Consider the following 17,993-nt stretch of genomic DNA (forward strand, 5'->3'; position numbering starts at 1 on the left):
CAAGTTATATGTCGTCAAACAATCTAATATCCTCAGTGTATCTGTTATGTTCATAACCAGAAAACCAGTCTAAACTTCCCCAAAATCCTCTATAATCCTTTCTTAGATCAATGGTTTTAATTAAAGGGTTAGTTAATTCTTCATATGGAATTAAAAATTCAGCAAAAGCATGGCCACTTGTTCCATCAAACCCTCCAACCATTCGAGAACTTAATCCAATTTGTCTAGCTATAGAAGCCATTAAAATTGCAAAATCATCACAGTCTCCAGAGTATTGACCGTTATACTTCAGGGATATTGTAGCTTCGGCAGACCTCCAAGTATCACTGCCCGTATCTGGATCAAAAATGTAGTGCCAATTTGATTGAATATGGTTTTTTAAAGCTAGGATTTGTTCAATTGGTGAACTGGAAGTATTTAATTTTATAGTTAGTTCTGCTACTTCTTTTAAAACTAAACCTTCTACCTGAATGAGTTTGCCCTTCGCTTTTGGAATTTTTTCTTTGATTAGATTTTTATCAATTTCTTCTTTTTCCTTTGGAGTGACAATGTCTATTATCTCTACTATTTCAGGTTCAACATCCTTAATTATGGTTTGTGGGGTAGGTGTGCTTTCTTGTTTTGCAGCTTCAGATCTTGCTTTAGCAACAATTTTAGCTCTGCCTGAGTTAGAACATCCAGAACAAGAGTTTAACATTATGGTTAATATAAATAGGGTAGTAAAGCGCATTTAGTAATTACAGTTAATAATCTATTTTAGATACTTTAGGTAATATTTGAATAGAGAAACGTTTGTTGTTATCTTCAATTTCATCTCTACATAGTCCGTTAAATCCACTTCCCGTTATAAGAACTTCAATATTTTCCTTGCGGAAAGTAATACTGTTCTTTAACCAAAGGTTGTATACAGCAAGCGCTCTTTCATAGCTTTTTTTGTATCCATAGGCGGAATCCTTGTTTAATTTCATGTCCCATGTATTAGCCATATTTCCTTCTATTATAAGTAGGTATTTGAAATCGTTATTTTCTGCTATAAGTGCATTCAAAAATGTTTCAACTTTCTTACCTACAATGATTGTGTTTTCTATATATTTTTGTTTGATTATTGATTCATTGGATTCAAATATTTCAATTCCAATTAAGTCTTTTGCAACATATTTATTGCAATTTTCAAGGTAGTGGAACGAGGCATCTTTTTGAAGCGGACGAAATTGCTCTTCGATTTGAGTTATTTTTTTTAACTGTTCATTTTGAGCTATTATTTTACCCATTTCACCTTGAAGAATAGTTAGGGTTATGACATAAAGAACCAACATTATGAAAAATAAACTAGTCATAAGGTCTGCATAACTAACCCAGAAAAAACCTGATTTCTTCATTTTAGATATTTAGATAAATGAAATAAAGACCACCAGAAATAATTACAACATATGCAGTTAATTTAAGAGCAGTCATAACATAATTAAGAATTATATTTTTCATGTTTTTATTGTCTTCAATTAAAGATGAATCCATCTCTTTTATTTGTGGATTTAAATAGCTTAAAGCTTCAATTAACTTAAAGTTACTATGACTAATTACCTCACTTAATTTATCTTCCAAAGAGATTAAACGCTTGTCAATATCTGCTAATTTATCTAGTGCGTCTAATTTTTGTAAACGGTCTAGTTCATTTAGTTTTTCAAATTTTGGTCGAGAAGAGTTAAACGCAACTTCTGTTCTTTGAACATGCAGATCTATTACTTCAGTAAATTTATTAATCGAATTTTCAAATGCCTTTGTTAATCTGGAGTCATAAGTTGCTATGGCTTCGTTAAATGATTCAAATTGTTTATTGGCTGATTCTACTAATTCGTCAATTGCTTTGGACATTTTAGAATCGGTAGAAGCTACAGCTTCATTTACGGCATCACCATAGCGAGATAAAGATTCAATATGGGTGTTAAAGAAAATTGTTGATTCATTATTACGAATAATGGTTTCTTTTATGCTTTCAAGAATATCGTTAATGTGTTGAGTGTTAGATACGAATTTTCCTAAACTGATAACTAGAGTATTTGTATTGTCTAAAGATTTATCTAAATCTCTATAATGCTTAGAAAATTTACTGAAAGTATCCATCATGCCTTCAAGTTTATTGAAGACATCAAGATTAACTTTAGCAACTTTTTTAACATCTAACGTTTTGATTTCTTCAATAAGCTTTTGTTCTCTGAATACGGCATTTGAAGATTCTTTAACGATGCTATCTAATTTTGAAACAACACCTGTTGTATTTCTTGAAAATGAATCTAGTTTGGTTGACAGTACATCAACCTCAGGAAGTTTAGATTTATTCATCTTAGGCAACAACTCCGATTGTAATAATGACAAAAAGGAATTTTTATCTTCGTCAACCTGAGATTTAGCACGTTTGTAAAAGAATACAGAAAATAGTGTTGTGATAAATAATCCTATCACAGAAGCAGACATGGCTATTTTTACACCATCTATTAAAGGTTTTATTGAATCTAATGCAATATTGTTACTACCGCTACTGCCAAAATTAATACGCCATAAACCTAAAATAATTCCAACCATAGTAGCAGCTAAACCAATATAAAGAGGGGCAGGAATACGGTTGTTGATTTCTTCTTCAGCTATTTCAACATTTCTGTCAATTACATCTTTAAGTATATGGAAGTCAATAGAGGCCCCTTTGTTTTTGATTAAATAAGAATTTATTCTACTGCTAATTTTATTTATAATAACATTGTTTGAACTTGATTCGATATAGGTTAAGTCTATATAGATGTCGTCATCTAGAAAATCGTCCTCTAACTTTTTGTAAAATAAAATATCATTAACATTACCACTATTGTATAATTCAAGCGGAATTTGTTTTTGAGAAACAAAAGGTAATTTTCTGAAAATTTGCTTGTATGAATTTAGTTTAAAATATAATCTTACAGCAAGGTAGATTTGCAGAATTACTAAAATCCCAATAATTAGGTATTCTAGGGCTTCTAAGTTTATTTTTAAAAGGACTAATGGCATATTTTATAAGTACTCTATTTTAATTTTTTCAGTAATAACCCAATCTTGATCTTCCAATTTTACTTTCCCAGGATGAATAACATTTATTCCTTTAGCATTTGAATTAAAGGCGTTTTCGAAAACGCAAGCTTTTTCTAAATAGTGATCAGGAGAATTTAAAGCTTTGGTGAAATCAGCACCCTTTATTAAAGTTAATTGGCCCGTTATATTAGAAGAGTCTAAAATGATTTCGTATAAGGATGATGTTTTTATTTCATCACTAACATCTTCTGCGGAAAACCTTTTTTCTTCAAAAGGAGAAGGTAAGTAAACGGATTTTGGCTTTATGTTTTTAAATTCATAGGTATTAATCACATCATCTTCATAGAATTGGTTTTCATTGGTAATTGATACTTTTGAAGATTGAGCATCATTTGATTCCTTCTTTTTATTGTGAATCTCTATCTCTCTTTCAAGAGCAATTATTTTTTCTTTTAATAACTGATTGTTTTTGGTTAAAATTTGATAGTTAGATTTATAAAATTCTTGATGATTTTCAGTTGTATTTTTTGAAGGCTTGGTCCTTTTGCTTTTTTTGATTAAAAGTATTAGAATAATATTCAAAATAATCGAAAGGAATAAAATACCGTAAAGAAAAAAGCTTGTTATTTCATTAGGTTGATTGCCTATATCTACATTTGGTTCTTGTCCAATCAAAAAATAGCCAGCAAATATTAGATTAATAAATTTCATTGCATTAAGTTATTAGGATTCATTAATGGTTGAAGCTAAATCGTAGAGTAAACCAATTAAAGGGAAAAAGAATAAAGTTTGGGCAACAGGTTCTTCTGCTGCAGAATCTTCCTCTAAAGATTTTACACCTTGCATTAAATAATCGAGCTGATCATTTTGTTTAATCCTATTAAATATTTCTATTGACTTATTAGACACGCCAAATTCTCCTTTAAAATCTAACTTTTTTATTAAAACATTAAAAAGGTCATAGAATTCATCTATATTCTTAATAATTCCATCCAGATAGGCTTTGTTGATGTCTTTATATTTGACAGTGTTTTCAATACTGGTTGTTTTCGATTGTATTGTCGGGTTATCGAAGTTTCCTAAGTTAACTTCTATTAAATCTGTATGTTTTATTCCGTCAAGCTCTTTGTCAATGTTAAAACCTCCTTTACAGGTTACCTCTTTTGGGTTTTCTGTAGTTTTAAGGGTTAATTCAGAGTTTTCGGTCTTGTAAACGTGATTGAAAATTGATTCAAATAGAGTTGTTAATGAATTTAGTTTTTTGCTAGAATCTAAGATTTTTAATGTTTTTGAACCTGTTCCGCTAAAGACAATGTTTCTAGGGTTTTGTATACCTTTTAATTTCATTAATTCTGCAATATGATAAACCATAGCAGAATAGAATAATAAAAAGATTATTTTGAAATCATCATCATCAATTAATTTTTTACCAAAGTCAATATCTAGGCTCTTTTCTTGAATATTTTTATTTTCATTTAATGAGAATAGAAAGTTTATTAAATCTGTAGAGGATTGGTATTCAGTATAGATTTTATCTAAGATATTTACTTCTTCAACTAATTTGTTTTGGGTTAGAGTGTTTTCAATAATCTCTTTGTATTTTTGAACAAATCCGTTGGCTTTTATATTTCCATTAAAACCATCACCGAAAATAGCATTACCAGCAAACCTAAAGGATGTTATTAATTGCGGTTTTTCATTAAAAAAGATCATAACATCTGAGGTTCCGCCTCCAATATCTATTGAAACAGATGGTTTTGCAGCGGTTCTTATATTTCCATCACTTTTATAGTGATAAAAAGGGGCAATACTTTCAGGAAAATCTGATAGGTTGTCGTCATTAATATCAAAAATTTCATTGAAAGAATCTTGCCAAATTCTTCTAAATCGATTTAAGTGACTTGTAGTCATGCTAACAGGATAAAACCAGATAATTTTGGTTTGGCTTAAATCGCCATTGTTTTTTAGAACTTTGTTTTTACAAAGCATTAAAATTTCGTTAATGTAATGTTTTACCTGTTTTTCATTATTTGCCTCTTTAGACCATTTTAAGTTTGTAAAGGTTTTTAGGTATGGTCTTATTGGTTTTTTTTCATATTCAAAGCCAATATTTGTGTCTGCAAATGGAAATGTTGCAAGTTCGTAATTGACATTTTTGTTTTGTAAAAGAGCTGATCTAAAAGGAGACTTTATCATTTCAGTATCACCAATTCTTTTAGGGATTATTTCCTGCATAAGATGGGATTCTCCATCGTCAATAGTTCTGATTGCTTCCAATCTTCTAGAAGCATCTGATGGCATTAAAAAAGCGATTTGTTCTTCGTGTTCGCTTATATTAAAACCTTTTGCACCTCCTTGCCCTTCGATAGTATATTCAATATGAGTGTTGGTAGTTCCAAAATCTATTGCAAATTGGTAAATGTCTCCACCCACTCTTGTGTATTCATTCCATAATGGTATTATATAATTTTCATGAGAACCGACAGTAATAATTATAGCATCAAAGTTTTCATCAGTAATAGTTTGTGAAGTAATGAAAGGACTACTCGACCTTTCCTTTACTGTTTTTGGAGAAATTATTTTTGTTTTACGGTCATTGAATAGCTGAACAGCTAGTTTATTGGAATTATCTGGATTAACATCAACTAAACCGACAGTGTAATTAAGATTTACCTGTTCACTTTTATTAAAGGGGTAAAGAGCTAATGAAAAATGTTTGTCAAAAATAATTCCTTTTTCTCCTTTGTTGTCGGTTGAAGAAATAGATTTCGAATTATAAATTTTTGAGTAAGAGATATATCCTTTTTTGATTGGGATATTTAAGTCTACTTGTACACTGCTTCCTGCTAATTCCTTGATTTTAATTAATTCTTGATTTTTCAAGTCGTCCACTGAAAAGTATTGGAAAAACAAGGGTTTTAAGGGAATTAAGTAATTTCCATTTCCGGTGGTTAAAAATTTGTCTTGATCTATACTGAATGGAAGTTTGATAATTGATTCGCATAAAAAATCATTCATCGTTAGATATGGGTACTTTATACCTTGATCAGGTAAAAGACGTTCATTAAGAGGGGTACTATCTTGAAAAGGTACCTTGGTCTTGATGTCCCATTTATCTTCGGTGTATATATAAGGCAGATTTAAAGTGTCTACAGGTAAAACTAATGGTTTAATCCCATCGATAATTTTGGAAGATTTTATCGTAAAATCACTTTTATCCTCTATAGTCGAAGGATCTTTTTCAAACTGTTTTAAGAATAGACCATTAATTACTTCGACAGGTTGTCCAGGGTTATTATTATAAAAAAGAGGCTTAAAAGTTGCTAAGTATGACTCATAGTCTAACTTCATTAGTTCATCATGTAAGTTAGGGTCTATGTTGTAAATTTTATCAACTGTTTTTAGAATGTAACTATTGAATTCTGGGAAATATTGATTGAAATTTGGAGTTTTGGAGAGTGCTACTAAATATTTAATATAATTTGGGTCTCTTTGATATAAAGGGAGTAGCATGTCATCTAACATTGTGTCTCTACCAAATTTTATATCTGTCTCTTGAGCATTTGGAGCAGCAAAAAATAATGTTCTTGGTGATGTCCCTCCAATAATTTTATGTTTATATAGAAGAATGTAAATATTATCGAATTCACTAAAGTTGTATTGCTTTCTGTCTTGTTGTAAAAACAGTTTTAGAGTATTTCCTAAATGTTTTTGACTTGGATTTCCATTTAATAGTTTATTTAAGCTTTCTTCTTTGTTCCAACTAATAAGCTGTAAGTCCTTTTCATGTCTTTTAAAATTAAAAAACAACTGACCAATATCCAATGCGTCTGATACTAGTTTATGGTTGTCACTAGCAACAGCTTTTCCATTGCGTGTTATACCATCAAGATCTCCTGACGACCCTAAAGCTGCAAAAGCTGTTCTAACTAGGTCAATTCTCGCAAAAGGACTAGGAATTGAGGTTGGTAATTTTTTTCCATCACCACCATCAGTTTCTATATTATCAATTAATGTAGAATTTATTTTATCAGAAGCAAACCAATCTGGATTTTGAGCCCCATCGTTATGTATACGAAAAACTTTTTTTGACATTTTTAGTTAGTTTAAAATATTGGTTAATTGCTGCGTTAATACATCGTCCAGTACTTTTAAGAATTTTGATTCATCCCCTTCGTCATCATAGGTTTTATTCTTAATTATTAGATCAGCTTCTTTTATAATTAAATCAGCACTAGATTTATTGCGCTTAAAAAGTCCTCCTCGTGAAACTTCTTTTCCTTTTATAAAATCCATTAAAGTATCATGGTCTTGATTGTCATGATATGGCGAGAATGAAACATCATTATTATCCATTTCTGATATCCATTCGTTGAAATATTCTAGGAACTTATAGAAATATACAGTGTAAAATTCTTGTTTGTAAAATTGTTGGTTAATTTGGTTGTTAAATCCACCTTTGCTATCAGATAAAACATTTTTAGACTTAATAAGAAACTTATATAATAAAACCATCTTACTTAATGGTAGACTAATTTGGTCTTTAGACCATTGTCCCAAATGTTCAAGTTTTAGTTTATTTCCGTGATGCGATTCGATACCAAATTCTTTTATAGTAGTATCATATCCTTTGCCTAAATTTTGAATATCTTTAGTGAAGTCAATAATAGATAGTGCTCCTGCCAATTCTAAAAAATGAGCATTGTTTTTTTGTTCACTTTTTCCTTCAGCATAAGGCATGTTATTATTGGAATAATCACCTAAATAATAAAATGCATCTAGGGATTCTTCTTTATCAAAAATAGCATGTTGATAATAACTTAAAGCGGCTTTGGATTTACTGTAGAAGGTAGAAGAATCTATAGCTTGTCCTTCTTTATCTTGGTTGGAAACTTTGAAGTATGGTAAATAAGTAATTGCTCCAATTGTGGAGGTGCAAATTTCATTAGAGTTTACAATTTCAGGGCTATTTACTCTTAAATTTTTTAAAAGTAAAGGGAAACCAGAAGCTCCCGTTCCCCCAAAAATTGAACTGATAATAAATATGGCATCTCCTGGATTAAATGAATTGGTGAATTCTTTATATTCAGGAGAATCTGCAAAGCGATTTAAAACTATACTACCAATATTAGGATTCCCTTTAAAGCCAACTGTCATGTCGGCTTCTAAGTTTTCTTGGCTAAATAACAACTCAACTAAAGCCCTGTTTTCTCTGTCTAAACCATTGAAATCTATAAAATCACCAAATTTTTGTCCAGTATTTGTCAATCCAAATTTAAAATGATCGGATATGTTCGGTATATTTTCATCTACTAACTGCTTCAGGGTTAAAATTTTTGTGCCAAACATTTTATTGTTTTCACCTACAGTTTTATAAATGTTTTGGTACTTTGTGAGAATGTCAGCAGTTCTGTTTAAATCCCCATTTGCTGCATCAGGATCAATAATTAATGGAACTATTGTATCAAAGCCATTTTGAAGTTTTACACCAGATGCCATCAGCATAGTAAGTGACTTAAGAACTCTCGATCCGGTTCCGCCTATTCCAAAAACATATAATTTTGCCATAATTAAAAAGGATTATGTTTATTTCCTACACTTAGGTGTTTGATTAAAAAGGATAACACAAATGATAATATTATTCCATAGAGAGAAGTATATAGAGCCATTTGAAAAATGAAAAATTCAGGGTTTGGTTCACCAAAATCTCCAGTATAATTGCCTATGATTTGTAATAACTCAACATTGCTGAAAAGTATCCCATATGTAATGCAAAACATGATTACAGAAACAATTAGTAAAGTAATACCCCATTTTAATCGTGGTTTTTTAACTGGGTCCCAAAATTTATAGAATATAATAAGAAGAAGTAATGAAACAGCAATTATAGATATTCCTAATTTTTGAAAATCGAAAGCGTTATATACACTATCTAGTAATTCTTTATAGGATTCATAATTATACCATGGGTCATACAAGCTAGCAATAAAATCATTCATAATTAAGGTGTTATTTTTAAATTGATATCTAGATATTCTTTATTGTTATTAACTTTTTGGTAAGCCTTAGAAATACCTATCATTAGTTGGTCAAAGGCAAAGGTGTGTTTATCATCACTATTTATATTACAGTCATTTTCAATACCAGTTTCCTTTATCCATTTAGGTAATTTATTAAGTAATTGCATTTGAAAATTACCGTATAAGTTTCTATCAGCTTTAAGTTGAATAACGTGAGTAAAATTGGTTTGATTTTTGTCATTAATACGTTGCAATTCTTCATAAGTTTTTGAAGATTTATCCAAATCATTTATGTTAGAAATGGATACTATTGAATACCCTAGTTGGTCATTAACTAGGTAGTTTTCCTGATTTTGTTTGTATGAGTTTGGAAGATTTATTTTTGAATAGTCTATAGCTAATCCAAATGAGAAATAATTCTCATTTTTTGGAGTTGAGTTAAAGCCTGGTTTTTCAAATTTTTCAACATCTTCTATTTCGTGAAATAAATCAGTTCCTCTAGTTGTCGCTTTGAAAATACCATGTTTTTCTTCTCCTTTTGTTAATATAGTATAGTTGGCTTTTAAGTTTTCCGTTAAGAAAAAGCGAGCCTGTTGTTCAAAACCTGGTAATTCTTTTATTATAGCGATTTCTTCTAAAGCTTTATCTATTATTTTAGAATTACCAAACATTAGAATGTAATAGGGTCTGTTTTGATTAATTTTTATTGCTTTTTTACCCGGTTCACATGTTTCAGAATAATATATTCCATTAAAATTTGAAGATAATTTAAGTACAGCTGTTTCAATTTCGTTTTTAGATAAAGCCGTTTTGAAGGTATTTTCAATGTCAATGGATACGATATCTATATCACCACCTTTCACGGAGTATATTCCATCTGTAATTACAATACTTAAGTTATTGTTTTTTGCATTATCTATAGCATTCGAAAATATGAACTGGTGATCTGAGTTTCCTATATCGCCAACTTTAATATCTTTATTATCTATTTTTTTTAAAATGTCATCTTGGAAATATTCCTTAGTGTTAACGAAATATGAATTAACATTATCTGTAGATAAATTACCATAAATTCGATGTAATACTTGTTTAAAATTTTTACCATCTAAATACCCATTCATACTGGCTGAATTTTCAAAATAGAAGTTAACTTTTCCACTTGATTCGAAGTTGTTTTCTTTTAAAGCATTAAAAGATTCAATAAAGGATTCAATCGTTTTTTGGTCTTTACTATTTAATCTAAAATGTGATTTTTTATATAAAAGAATATTTAATGAATCTTCCTTTGAAGTCCAATCGATTTTTTGTTTTTCTTCTTTTTGTGTTTTTAGATTAGTAATGAATTTATTGAAATCTATTAAATATTCGGATTTATTTGGTTCGGAAGTACAGCTTACTATTAAAATTAAGCTTGTCAATATTAATGTGAATGATTTCATCAATTTGGTTTAAATATTGGTTGATTAGCTAGATTTTATAAAGTAAATAATAATTACCAAGCTTTTCAAGGATATTTCTTGCTTTTTTAGGCTACATTACCGACGTGTTGTAAGTATATGCGTTCGGAAAAATTCTAAGTGAATGTTTTTTAGTGAATTGTCTACTTTGTGATTTAGAAATATATTACTCATAAGTGTAGAAATTAAGTTTGTCACTGAGAGTTGTTTGTGGCTATGGCTAATTTTATTTATTGTGATTTTCAAATTTAAACTTATTGGAAAAGAAAGCCTTACGGTATTCCGTAAGGCTATTTGTAATGTTAATCTTCTGGAGGTGGAGGGGGAGTAATTGGGTTATCGTCTCCGCAACAATCAGTTTCATCTGTTTGTTGAATGTTATTATCCGAAGCGTTTGATTCGGGTGAACATGAATATAAGCTCAGGTTAAGTAGGGTTAAAAACAAGATTAAATATGCTTTTTTCATAATTATAGTTTTAAAAATTTGATAATAGAAGTGCTGTCCGACTTGATTCGGATTTCAGCTTTAAATTGATTTTTAGAGACGTATCTCTGGTTCGGGAAGTATGGAGGACAGGTGTAGAGAAGTTTAGTTACTTCCCGGTACGAAACAGCTCTACGTTGTCGCTCCGATTTGAACATTTAACAGATAATGTTTTTAAAATCTCTGTGTTAGTTCTTGAGCAAATGAATGGAAATGTTAGCGGAATAGGGGAAACATAGTTGTTACATTATTCAATCATTAATGTTTGAACAAATATGTGTGTTGTATGTTTGTATTGTTTTTTATTTTTAGGCCTGAAACATAATTGATTATGAAACAAAAGTTATTTCAGGAAGTTTTTGATAGAGCAGCTAAACAATCTGGTAAAGATTCTAAGCATGGGCTTGCTGCTCATCTGGAAAAAGTATTTATGGATGAGTTTAAGTTTTCTGTAAATAAGGTAACTTTTGTTAGATATTATGAGAAATACATTCAGGGAAACGGAGATATTGGAAATAACCCTAATACCGAATTACTTGATAAATTAAGTCAATATCTGGGGTTTTCAGGTTATGAAGATTTCGTGGCTGGTAATGAAGCCGATGCTAGAAAAAATGGTAAAGGGAGTTTAAGAAAGGAAAGCTTTTTTAAAAGGCATTTAATTACTTTAATAGTTTCAACTTTGTTGTTAATCGGATTTGGTGTTTACACGTCAATTAATACACAAAGGTGGATGGTTTGGAAAGAGGATAGGTATGTTGAAGTTGATTTTGATACTGAAAAATATAATCTGGGCCAGCTTAAAATATATAAAGAGGAAAGAATTGAAAATTTTAGACAAATTCAACCTGATTGTAGTACTCAGTTTTTTGATCGTTCAGGCGAGGTCCAGTTATGGTATAGCAAAAATGAAAATGGTGACGTAGATTTTTTTACTTCAATAGGCAAACACCCAATAACAGGTAAAACATTAAAGGGTGTTACTGAATATATGATTAAGAAGTATGTATGTGATACTTACAATAACTAGTTTTTTTAGCTTAATCCGTTAAATTAAACTTTATTTTACGTTTTGGCCATAATTTTAACTACGTTCCCAGTCGGTAATAGGTTTCATAAAATGAATCCAAATCATGGCAAGTATCGGAGATACAAACCCAAATAGACCCCACCCGCCTTGACTCCTGTTTAGTGATTTTGCTTTGTTAACACATACTAAAAGCCCAACAACTCTTAAGGCTAATTGAATTAATATAAATGCACCATCGTCCATAATATTCTTTATTTAAAATTAATGTTTAACTCGGTTTCGGCTCTTTTTTGTAGGTGAGCCAGCTTATCGTGATTTCTTTTATTTTTAGATATTTCCTGAAAAATTAGTACGGCAGATTCGTAGTGATCTGTGTTAATAAATCGGTCAGGATGGCAAACTCTACTGAGCTGTTTGTATAGGTCTCTAGACCCTACAATACTATTCATAATATTATTCATGTCAATATCTGTCTTTTGAGCGTTTTTGAGTTTGCTTTTGGAGATTTCACTTAGTGGAAGTTTATTTTTCGTAGATATTATTTTATAAACCAAAAAGCCAATGATTAATAATTCGGCTGTCGCAACCCAAAACCAAATGGATATTGCTGGTTCGGTTAAGTTAGCTGCCGCTTTTCCTATTTCTGATGTTGTTTGTATCATTTCTATTCTCCTATTTTAATCGATAAATCCGCCGATGTTGGCATGTTTCTGTAATTCCCATTTTAGACCTAAAAAACCGTAGTTTGAATGTACTTCTAAGGTGTCCCAGCCTAAAGAAATCATCTTTCTTATTAGTTCTTCGTTGTCTAAAACAACACGACCTATATCTATTAATTCGGTCCTGTCGAGAGTTTGTCCGGAAAGGGCTTTAATTCTATATCCACCACCCATCCATTTTGAAAATGCGTGTCTATAGGCGCTTTCTCCACGTGTAATTTTTGCTTCTAGAAGGTAGGGGCATAGCCTGAAATAAATGAATGTTTAGCAGCTCTATTGAAATCTTTTATTAAACGATAGCGTTCTGCCATTTCACCAAACCAATCGGTTACTTGAATAATTTTATGCCACATGTTTATTTTTATTAAGTGTTTTGGTGCTATAAACTTAATAATGAGTAATAAAAAACCCTTACGGTATTCCGTAAGGGTTTTGTTTGATTTTATTGAAAAGTGATTTTAATCATTTAAAACAATAACTGTTTCAACAATTTTGTTTTCGGTATCAATGTTAACCTTGTCTATTTTACCGTTTTTTAGGTAGTTTTCAACAGCTATAGATTTTGTTTGTTCTTCTAAATCAACTTTTACATATTTCGTATCAACTCGTTTTAAAGAACCTGTTATGGCATCTACGCCCCACCCTATAATTGAAAATCCGTTTAATATTGAAACTAAGTTGAATTTACTGTCCATAACTACAACTCTTTCTTTATAGTTATCGATTCTAAAATCTACACGATCATCGGCTTTTACTTTGATTTGAGCAGGTGTAATACCTTTTTCAAAACCGTTAACATAAATTTTAGCTCCTGATGGGTTAGATTCGAATAAAACAGTTCTTTTTGATCCTGTAAAAATAGAAGCGCAACTAGTAGTTAATACTAATGATGCAAATCCTAAAGCAATTGTAGCTTTTTTCATAAAAATGGTTGTTTTTAGTTTAAAATTTGGAATAAAGCTAGTGTTATTTGTAAGTTAATACTAATGGAAAACCGTAAAATTTAATACAAATAAAAAAGATTTATCCTACTTTACTGTGCGTCATTTGATTACGATTTTAAAGTGATAAAGTCGTAGCAGAATTATTATACTGGGGTAATGAAAAAAGAAATTAAGCTTATGATGCATATGTATTTTGCACAAATTTTAAGGGGTAAGTTTAAAATTGTTCTTCATTTTTACAATAAATTTTAGTTCCCTTATTGCCTTTTGAATTTCTTCTATGTCTCCTTTGTTAGCAGGTAAAAGGTTCGGGGCAAAAGTAGCTTTTAAAAGATTAGTAGTCCCATTAACATCGGCAGTTCCCAACATTACAGTGGCAATATTTGTTGCGTTTATTTGTTGGTTTTTTGAAATGTTTTCTAATTGAGCTTCTAATTTTTCTAGGGTAGTCGTGATGTCTTCCGTTTGTACGGCGGGAAGATTGTTTTCTGGTGTGCTAATTTCTGATTTTTGGTAGTGTCCAGAAACATACTTATAGTTGTTTCTTTTGTAGCAGGCTTTAGTTTTACAGCTTATAGTGCAGTAAACGTGATTAGTTCTTCTTTGTTCAAAAATGTCGTTGCAATGTTTGCAGATGGCTTGTTTTCTCATGGTTTTGGGTGGTTTTGTATTTGTTGTTGTGAAGTAAACAGTAAAATAGGTGTGAGTATTAAGCTTGTTTTTTGAGCTTCGCCAGAATGTCGCTCTTTTTGTAGTATACGCGATTGCCTAGGCGGTATGATGGTAGAATACCACTTTTTCGCCAATTGTACAGGGCTTGCTTAGAGCACTTTAAATATTGAAGTGTTTCTTCAACGGTAAGAAGATCGTCCGATATCTGATTTTCGTTTTGTTGAGGTAGTTGAAGCGTTTTTAATTTGGCTTCAATAACGTTGGAAATATGCTCAGATAATTCTTCAGGTGTGATGTTGTGTATGGTGACTTGGGTTGATCTCATGATACTCTATTTTACTGTTTGCTTGGAGCGAAGGTCAGTAATAAGGGAGTATTTTAGAGTATCACTACGTATCGATACCTAACTTGTTATATTGCTGTTTGGTATGTGAAATCCTTGATTATCAAATGTTTCTTTTAAGGTTAGGTGTCTTTCATGATCAATATTTGTGTAAACTCTTAATGTGTTGGTAGTGGTGGTTTGTTCAAGATTAAATGAATTTATTATTTGTCTTGAAAGTTCAGTTAGATTGATTTCCCCATTTCCGCCTTCAGGAGCAGTTATATAACCTTCATCAATAAGAGAACGGATGATTAATCCTAAGTGGCTTGGTTTTCCGGCCCATTTCAAAGTGTTTTTATTGTTGTTGCCTTGTTCGCTAGTTTCTTTAATGAAGTTATTTATAATAGTTTCTCTTTCTCTTAAGTCTTCAGAGAGTTTCTGGATGGAGGTGATGTGGTAAAACATACTTGTTTCGTAATCACGGTGTTTAATTATACCTTCAGTTTCAACAAAACCATCTTCCAGTTTTATTTCGTTATAAAAACTACCTCCTTCGAGTGTGGAGTAGTTGTTATTGATGATATTGTTTAGTGAAGGGATAACCTTTGATTTTAATGCTTTTAAAAATTTAATTTGATCTTGTGAATAGTCGTATTGATGTTTTAAGAAGTCATCTAAATCCATAATGTCTATATCGAAAAGAGCTTTTCTTAAAAAGACCCTTAAGTAAAAGTCTTTTTCTAACTTATCTGAATAGTAATTGAAATTTTCTAGTAGATATTCTGGCGTGGTTTCATTGTTTGCTTTACGTTCTTTAAGTGAAACTTGGTCTAGGGCAAATATGTTGTGATACATGAAGGTTTTTGGTATAAAAATAATATTATTTGAAAAATGCAGAATCAGCAATTTTTACAGCTCGTTCCTGAGGTGTTACTTTGATATAGTTGTAAAATTCTTTTTCGGTAGTGTGTCCACTTAAAGCCATAATATCAATAACGGGCATTTTAGAGAGGTAGGCGTTGGTGCAAAATGAGCGTCTCGCTGTATGTGTGCCTATTAGTTCATGCTTGTCAATGGTCTTTTCTGAAAGTTTACCTCCTACAGTTTTTTTAGTTACAACGTCGTCTTTGATCTTGGCTTTTCTGCCTACCTTTTTAATTAGAGAATTGATAAGGTGGTCTGGCATTTTAGCCGGTAAACTACCTTTGTATCTTTTGTTCATGATTTCCTTTATTCTTGGGTGAATGGGGATGTAGACCGTTTTTTTGGTTTTCTTTTGGTAGATTTCAAAAACTTTTCTACCATCAAAAGTCTTAATGTTTTTATCTGTCAATCCGTTATAGTCAGATACACGTTGGCCGGTATAGTAACCAATAAGAAAAATATCTCTAGCGCGTTCCCAGTCTTTGTTGAAGGATAAGTCAAGTTTATATAAGTTTTCAATTTCTTCGGTATTTAAGTAAATAGAAGTGGTTTTTTCAGAAAGCCGCTTAAAGTCACGGTGTTTATATTTCAAGTTTGTGTTAATACCATCTTCTGTTGCACGATTCATCAATGCTATGATGTTTTTAATATGCTTGCCAATGGTATTAAGTGAATATTCCTTTTCCTCTAGGAAACTAACAAAAGCATAATAGAAAGGGACATCGATAGTATCGAAGTCTAATTTATATCTGTAGGTATTATTGAAATCTTTAAGTTGTTTAATGGTTTGTTTGTATGACCTAATCGTTACGGCGGTTAAATTAATACCTGAATTAACTGTATTTTCTTTTGTTTCAACAAAATCATCTGCAAATTGAAGAAATTTTATTTTGGGAAGCGGAACTTCTTTAGGTTCGCTTCTTCCCATGATTTCATCATAAATCGACTTTAGGACATTTTTATCCTGCTTTTCAACTTCTTCAAGTTTAGATAAAGCTAAGGAGAAGTCTCTTTTAATTTCTAATATTCTGTTATTTATATCGTCTCTGTTTTCTATCGATGCTATCGCTCGAACTTTTTGGTTTTTACTATCCCAATATTTTGGTGTGATTTTATATCCAGTGGAATATTTAATTCTGTTGCCTCTGCCAAAACTATACTCAAATAATATGGGTGTTTCTTTTTTTGAAGTTGATTGTTTTAATCTAAAAGCAATTGTTCCGGCTGTTGAATTTATATTACTCATATGTCATTGTTTTATTAAAAGGGGGCAACATAAGGGGCAACATTATTGTTAATAATGAATAATGTAAAATAACATAAAATATTTTAATAATCCTGAAACACCTTTATTTAAAGGGTCTTAGGGTGTGTTTGAAGTCAAATAAGGTAAAATAGATTAAACTAAAAAATAGTCCAGGTGGGACCATGATTTGAAATCGTAAAGCCTTTCAAGAAATTGAAAGGCTTTTTTTTTGTAATGATTTGAATTACAAACTATTTTGTGTATATCGTCGAGTTTAATTTTGTTAAATCAACAAAACAATTAAATTTGTAGGCAATGAGAATACAAAACAAGAATATATTAGCCTCAATCTTATTTGTATTAATAAGTTTTGTTTGTTTAGGTCAACCTGATCCACCTCCTCCAACTCCTCCTCCTGGGTTATCAGTTGATTTTGGGATTTTTGCTGTTTTATCGTTTGGAGTTTTTTATGGTTCGAAAAAACTTCTATCTAAAAAAAACTAATCCAATTTTCCAAGATTAACCAATCTAGATACATACTTTCCTAAAACGTCAAATTCTAAATTTACTTTAGTTCCTATTTTAAAAGTATTAAAATTGGTGTGTTGGTAGGTATAAGGAATAATGGCTACACTAAAAGAGTTTCTTTTTGAATTCACTACTGTTAAACTTGTGCCATTTACTGTAATAGAACCCTTTTCAATGGTTATATTATTTAGAGATGAGTCATATCTAAATGTAAATACCCAGCTACCATTAGCTTCATCTATATTTTCACAGATTGCTATTTGATCTACATGGCCTTGAACGATGTGTCCATCTAGTCTATCACCTAGTTTCATAGCGCGTTCAAGATTTACTTTGTTTCCTACATTTAAGGTGTTTAGATTGGTTTTGTCCAGTGTTTCTTTTATAGCAGTAACGGTATATTCGTCTCCTTTAATATTAACTACAGTTAAACAAACACCATTGTGAGCTACACTTTGGTCTATTTTTAATTCGGAAGTGATATTACTTTTTACGGTAATATGAAGATTATCTAATTCTTTTTTTAAATCTGTAATTACTCCAATATCTTCAATAATTCCTGTAAACATATCTATGGTTTGTTTAT

20 protein-coding genes are annotated in these 17,993 nt (G+C 30.7%); 2 read left to right on the forward strand and 18 right to left on the reverse strand.

Annotated elements, in window-relative coordinates; genetic code table 11:
- Window positions 1-4 precede the first annotated feature (4 nt).
- From R1X58_RS06360 to R1X58_RS06395, 8 genes are read right to left on the reverse strand one after another with little or no spacing between them, the layout of a single operon-like run.
- Complete coding sequence (locus R1X58_RS06360) at window positions 5-730, reverse strand: transglutaminase-like domain-containing protein (protein ID WP_240572518.1); 726 nt, start codon at window positions 728-730, stop codon at window positions 5-7.
- Between the two features lie 13 nt (window positions 731-743).
- Window positions 744-1,379 (reverse strand): hypothetical protein, encoded by a 636-nt coding sequence (locus R1X58_RS06365; RefSeq protein WP_240572519.1) that lies wholly within the window; start codon window positions 1,377-1,379, stop codon window positions 744-746.
- Between the two features lies 1 nt (window position 1,380).
- Entirely contained in the window at window positions 1,381-3,036 is a 1,656-nt protein-coding gene (locus tag R1X58_RS06370; RefSeq protein WP_240572520.1) for a hypothetical protein, read from the reverse strand.
- Window positions 3,037-3,039: 3 nt separating this feature from the next.
- The gene (locus tag R1X58_RS06375) at window positions 3,040-3,768 is read right to left on the reverse strand and encodes a hypothetical protein (RefSeq protein WP_240572521.1); all 729 of its coding nucleotides are present in this window, start codon (window positions 3,766-3,768) and stop codon (window positions 3,040-3,042) included.
- Window positions 3,769-3,780: 12 nt separating this feature from the next.
- Window positions 3,781-7,152 carry a hypothetical protein gene (locus tag R1X58_RS06380; RefSeq protein WP_240572522.1) on the reverse strand — a complete coding sequence of 1,124 codons (3,372 nt, stop codon included), beginning with the start codon at window positions 7,150-7,152 and terminating at the stop codon, window positions 3,781-3,783.
- Window positions 7,153-7,158: 6 nt separating this feature from the next.
- Window positions 7,159-8,625 carry a hypothetical protein gene (locus tag R1X58_RS06385; RefSeq protein WP_240572523.1) on the reverse strand — a complete coding sequence of 489 codons (1,467 nt, stop codon included), beginning with the start codon at window positions 8,623-8,625 and terminating at the stop codon, window positions 7,159-7,161.
- 2 nt (window positions 8,626-8,627) lie between these two features.
- A complete protein-coding gene (locus tag R1X58_RS06390) occupies window positions 8,628-9,056 on the reverse strand; it encodes a hypothetical protein (RefSeq protein ID WP_240572524.1) in 429 nt (142 codons plus the stop codon).
- A 2-nt stretch (window positions 9,057-9,058) separates the two neighbouring features.
- Complete coding sequence (locus R1X58_RS06395) at window positions 9,059-10,516, reverse strand: hypothetical protein (RefSeq protein ID WP_240572525.1); 1,458 nt, start codon at window positions 10,514-10,516, stop codon at window positions 9,059-9,061.
- A gap of 834 nt (window positions 10,517-11,350) precedes the next feature.
- On the opposite strand from R1X58_RS06395, the gene R1X58_RS06400 reads away from it, so the two are divergent.
- Window positions 11,351-12,049, forward strand: a complete 699-nt coding sequence (locus R1X58_RS06400) for a hypothetical protein (RefSeq protein WP_240572526.1) — start codon at window positions 11,351-11,353, stop codon at window positions 12,047-12,049.
- A 54-nt stretch (window positions 12,050-12,103) separates the two neighbouring features.
- On the opposite strand, the gene R1X58_RS06405 is transcribed toward R1X58_RS06400, so the two are convergent.
- The 9 genes from R1X58_RS06405 to R1X58_RS06445 all read right to left on the reverse strand — a co-directional run bounded on the left by R1X58_RS06405 (window position 12,104) and on the right by R1X58_RS06445 (window position 16,879).
- A complete protein-coding gene (locus tag R1X58_RS06405) occupies window positions 12,104-12,292 on the reverse strand; it encodes a hypothetical protein (RefSeq protein ID WP_240572527.1) in 189 nt (62 codons plus the stop codon).
- Between the two features lie 8 nt (window positions 12,293-12,300).
- A complete protein-coding gene (locus tag R1X58_RS06410) occupies window positions 12,301-12,711 on the reverse strand; it encodes a hypothetical protein (protein WP_240572528.1) in 411 nt (136 codons plus the stop codon).
- Between the two features lie 15 nt (window positions 12,712-12,726).
- Window positions 12,727-12,942: a hypothetical protein gene (locus R1X58_RS06415; protein WP_240572529.1), complete on the reverse strand. Its 216-nt coding sequence runs from the start codon at window positions 12,940-12,942 to the stop codon at window positions 12,727-12,729.
- A gap of 53 nt (window positions 12,943-12,995) precedes the next feature.
- Window positions 12,996-13,121, reverse strand: coding sequence for a hypothetical protein (locus tag R1X58_RS06420; RefSeq protein ID WP_255802816.1), 126 nt, complete (start codon window positions 13,119-13,121; stop codon window positions 12,996-12,998).
- A gap of 105 nt (window positions 13,122-13,226) precedes the next feature.
- Window positions 13,227-13,691 (reverse strand): PEGA domain-containing protein, encoded by a 465-nt coding sequence (locus R1X58_RS06425; protein ID WP_240572530.1) that lies wholly within the window; start codon window positions 13,689-13,691, stop codon window positions 13,227-13,229.
- A 225-nt stretch (window positions 13,692-13,916) separates the two neighbouring features.
- Window positions 13,917-14,363 carry a hypothetical protein gene (locus R1X58_RS06430; protein ID WP_240572531.1) on the reverse strand — a complete coding sequence of 149 codons (447 nt, stop codon included), beginning with the start codon at window positions 14,361-14,363 and terminating at the stop codon, window positions 13,917-13,919.
- 58 nt (window positions 14,364-14,421) lie between these two features.
- The gene (locus R1X58_RS06435; RefSeq protein ID WP_188229079.1) at window positions 14,422-14,709 is read right to left on the reverse strand and encodes a helix-turn-helix domain-containing protein; all 288 of its coding nucleotides are present in this window, start codon (window positions 14,707-14,709) and stop codon (window positions 14,422-14,424) included.
- Window positions 14,710-14,787: 78 nt separating this feature from the next.
- A complete protein-coding gene (locus R1X58_RS06440) occupies window positions 14,788-15,564 on the reverse strand; it encodes a hypothetical protein (protein WP_240572532.1) in 777 nt (258 codons plus the stop codon).
- Window positions 15,565-15,589: 25 nt separating this feature from the next.
- A complete protein-coding gene (locus R1X58_RS06445) occupies window positions 15,590-16,879 on the reverse strand; it encodes a phage integrase SAM-like domain-containing protein (protein WP_240572533.1) in 1,290 nt (429 codons plus the stop codon).
- Window positions 16,880-17,194: 315 nt separating this feature from the next.
- On the opposite strand from R1X58_RS06445, the gene R1X58_RS06450 reads away from it, so the two are divergent.
- Complete coding sequence (locus R1X58_RS06450; RefSeq protein WP_240572534.1) at window positions 17,195-17,383, forward strand: hypothetical protein; 189 nt, start codon at window positions 17,195-17,197, stop codon at window positions 17,381-17,383.
- Here R1X58_RS06450 and R1X58_RS06455 read toward each other — a convergent pair.
- Entirely contained in the window at window positions 17,380-17,976 is a 597-nt protein-coding gene (locus tag R1X58_RS06455; RefSeq protein ID WP_240572535.1) for a riboflavin synthase, read from the reverse strand. The two genes, R1X58_RS06450 and R1X58_RS06455, sit on opposite strands and share 4 nt — an antisense overlap.
- Window positions 17,977-17,993: the final 17 nt, after the last annotated feature.

The sequence above is a fragment of the Aestuariibaculum lutulentum genome (assembly GCF_032926325.1).
GTDB lineage: Bacteria > Bacteroidota > Bacteroidia > Flavobacteriales > Flavobacteriaceae > Aestuariibaculum > Aestuariibaculum lutulentum.

Excerpts from the sequence above, each read along its gene's own strand:
- R1X58_RS06360 (WP_240572518.1), bottom strand. The coding sequence starts at position 730 with ATGCGCTTTACTACCCTATTTATATTAACCATAATGTTAAACTCTTGT.
- R1X58_RS06365 (WP_240572519.1), bottom strand. The coding sequence starts at position 1,379 with ATGAAGAAATCAGGTTTTTTCTGGGTTAGTTATGCAGACCTTATGACT.
- R1X58_RS06370 (WP_240572520.1), bottom strand. The coding sequence starts at position 3,036 with ATGCCATTAGTCCTTTTAAAAATAAACTTAGAAGCCCTAGAATACCTA.
- R1X58_RS06375 (WP_240572521.1), bottom strand. The coding sequence starts at position 3,768 with ATGAAATTTATTAATCTAATATTTGCTGGCTATTTTTTGATTGGACAA.
- R1X58_RS06380 (WP_240572522.1), bottom strand. The coding sequence starts at position 7,152 with ATGTCAAAAAAAGTTTTTCGTATACATAACGATGGGGCTCAAAATCCA.
- R1X58_RS06385 (WP_240572523.1), bottom strand. The coding sequence starts at position 8,625 with ATGGCAAAATTATATGTTTTTGGAATAGGCGGAACCGGATCGAGAGTT.
- R1X58_RS06390 (WP_240572524.1), bottom strand. The coding sequence starts at position 9,056 with ATGAATGATTTTATTGCTAGCTTGTATGACCCATGGTATAATTATGAA.
- R1X58_RS06395 (WP_240572525.1), bottom strand. The coding sequence starts at position 10,516 with ATGAAATCATTCACATTAATATTGACAAGCTTAATTTTAATAGTAAGC.
- R1X58_RS06400 (WP_240572526.1), top strand. The coding sequence starts at position 11,351 with ATGAAACAAAAGTTATTTCAGGAAGTTTTTGATAGAGCAGCTAAACAA.
- R1X58_RS06405 (WP_240572527.1), bottom strand. The coding sequence starts at position 12,292 with ATGGACGATGGTGCATTTATATTAATTCAATTAGCCTTAAGAGTTGTT.
- R1X58_RS06410 (WP_240572528.1), bottom strand. The coding sequence starts at position 12,711 with ATGATACAAACAACATCAGAAATAGGAAAAGCGGCAGCTAACTTAACC.
- R1X58_RS06415 (WP_240572529.1), bottom strand. The coding sequence starts at position 12,942 with ATGGGTGGTGGATATAGAATTAAAGCCCTTTCCGGACAAACTCTCGAC.
- R1X58_RS06420 (WP_255802816.1), bottom strand. The coding sequence starts at position 13,121 with ATGTGGCATAAAATTATTCAAGTAACCGATTGGTTTGGTGAAATGGCA.
- R1X58_RS06425 (WP_240572530.1), bottom strand. The coding sequence starts at position 13,691 with ATGAAAAAAGCTACAATTGCTTTAGGATTTGCATCATTAGTATTAACT.
- R1X58_RS06430 (WP_240572531.1), bottom strand. The coding sequence starts at position 14,363 with ATGAGAAAACAAGCCATCTGCAAACATTGCAACGACATTTTTGAACAA.
- R1X58_RS06435 (WP_188229079.1), bottom strand. The coding sequence starts at position 14,709 with ATGAGATCAACCCAAGTCACCATACACAACATCACACCTGAAGAATTA.
- R1X58_RS06440 (WP_240572532.1), bottom strand. The coding sequence starts at position 15,564 with ATGTATCACAACATATTTGCCCTAGACCAAGTTTCACTTAAAGAACGT.
- R1X58_RS06445 (WP_240572533.1), bottom strand. The coding sequence starts at position 16,879 with ATGAGTAATATAAATTCAACAGCCGGAACAATTGCTTTTAGATTAAAA.
- R1X58_RS06450 (WP_240572534.1), top strand. The coding sequence starts at position 17,195 with ATGAGAATACAAAACAAGAATATATTAGCCTCAATCTTATTTGTATTA.
- R1X58_RS06455 (WP_240572535.1), bottom strand. The coding sequence starts at position 17,976 with ATGTTTACAGGAATTATTGAAGATATTGGAGTAATTACAGATTTAAAA.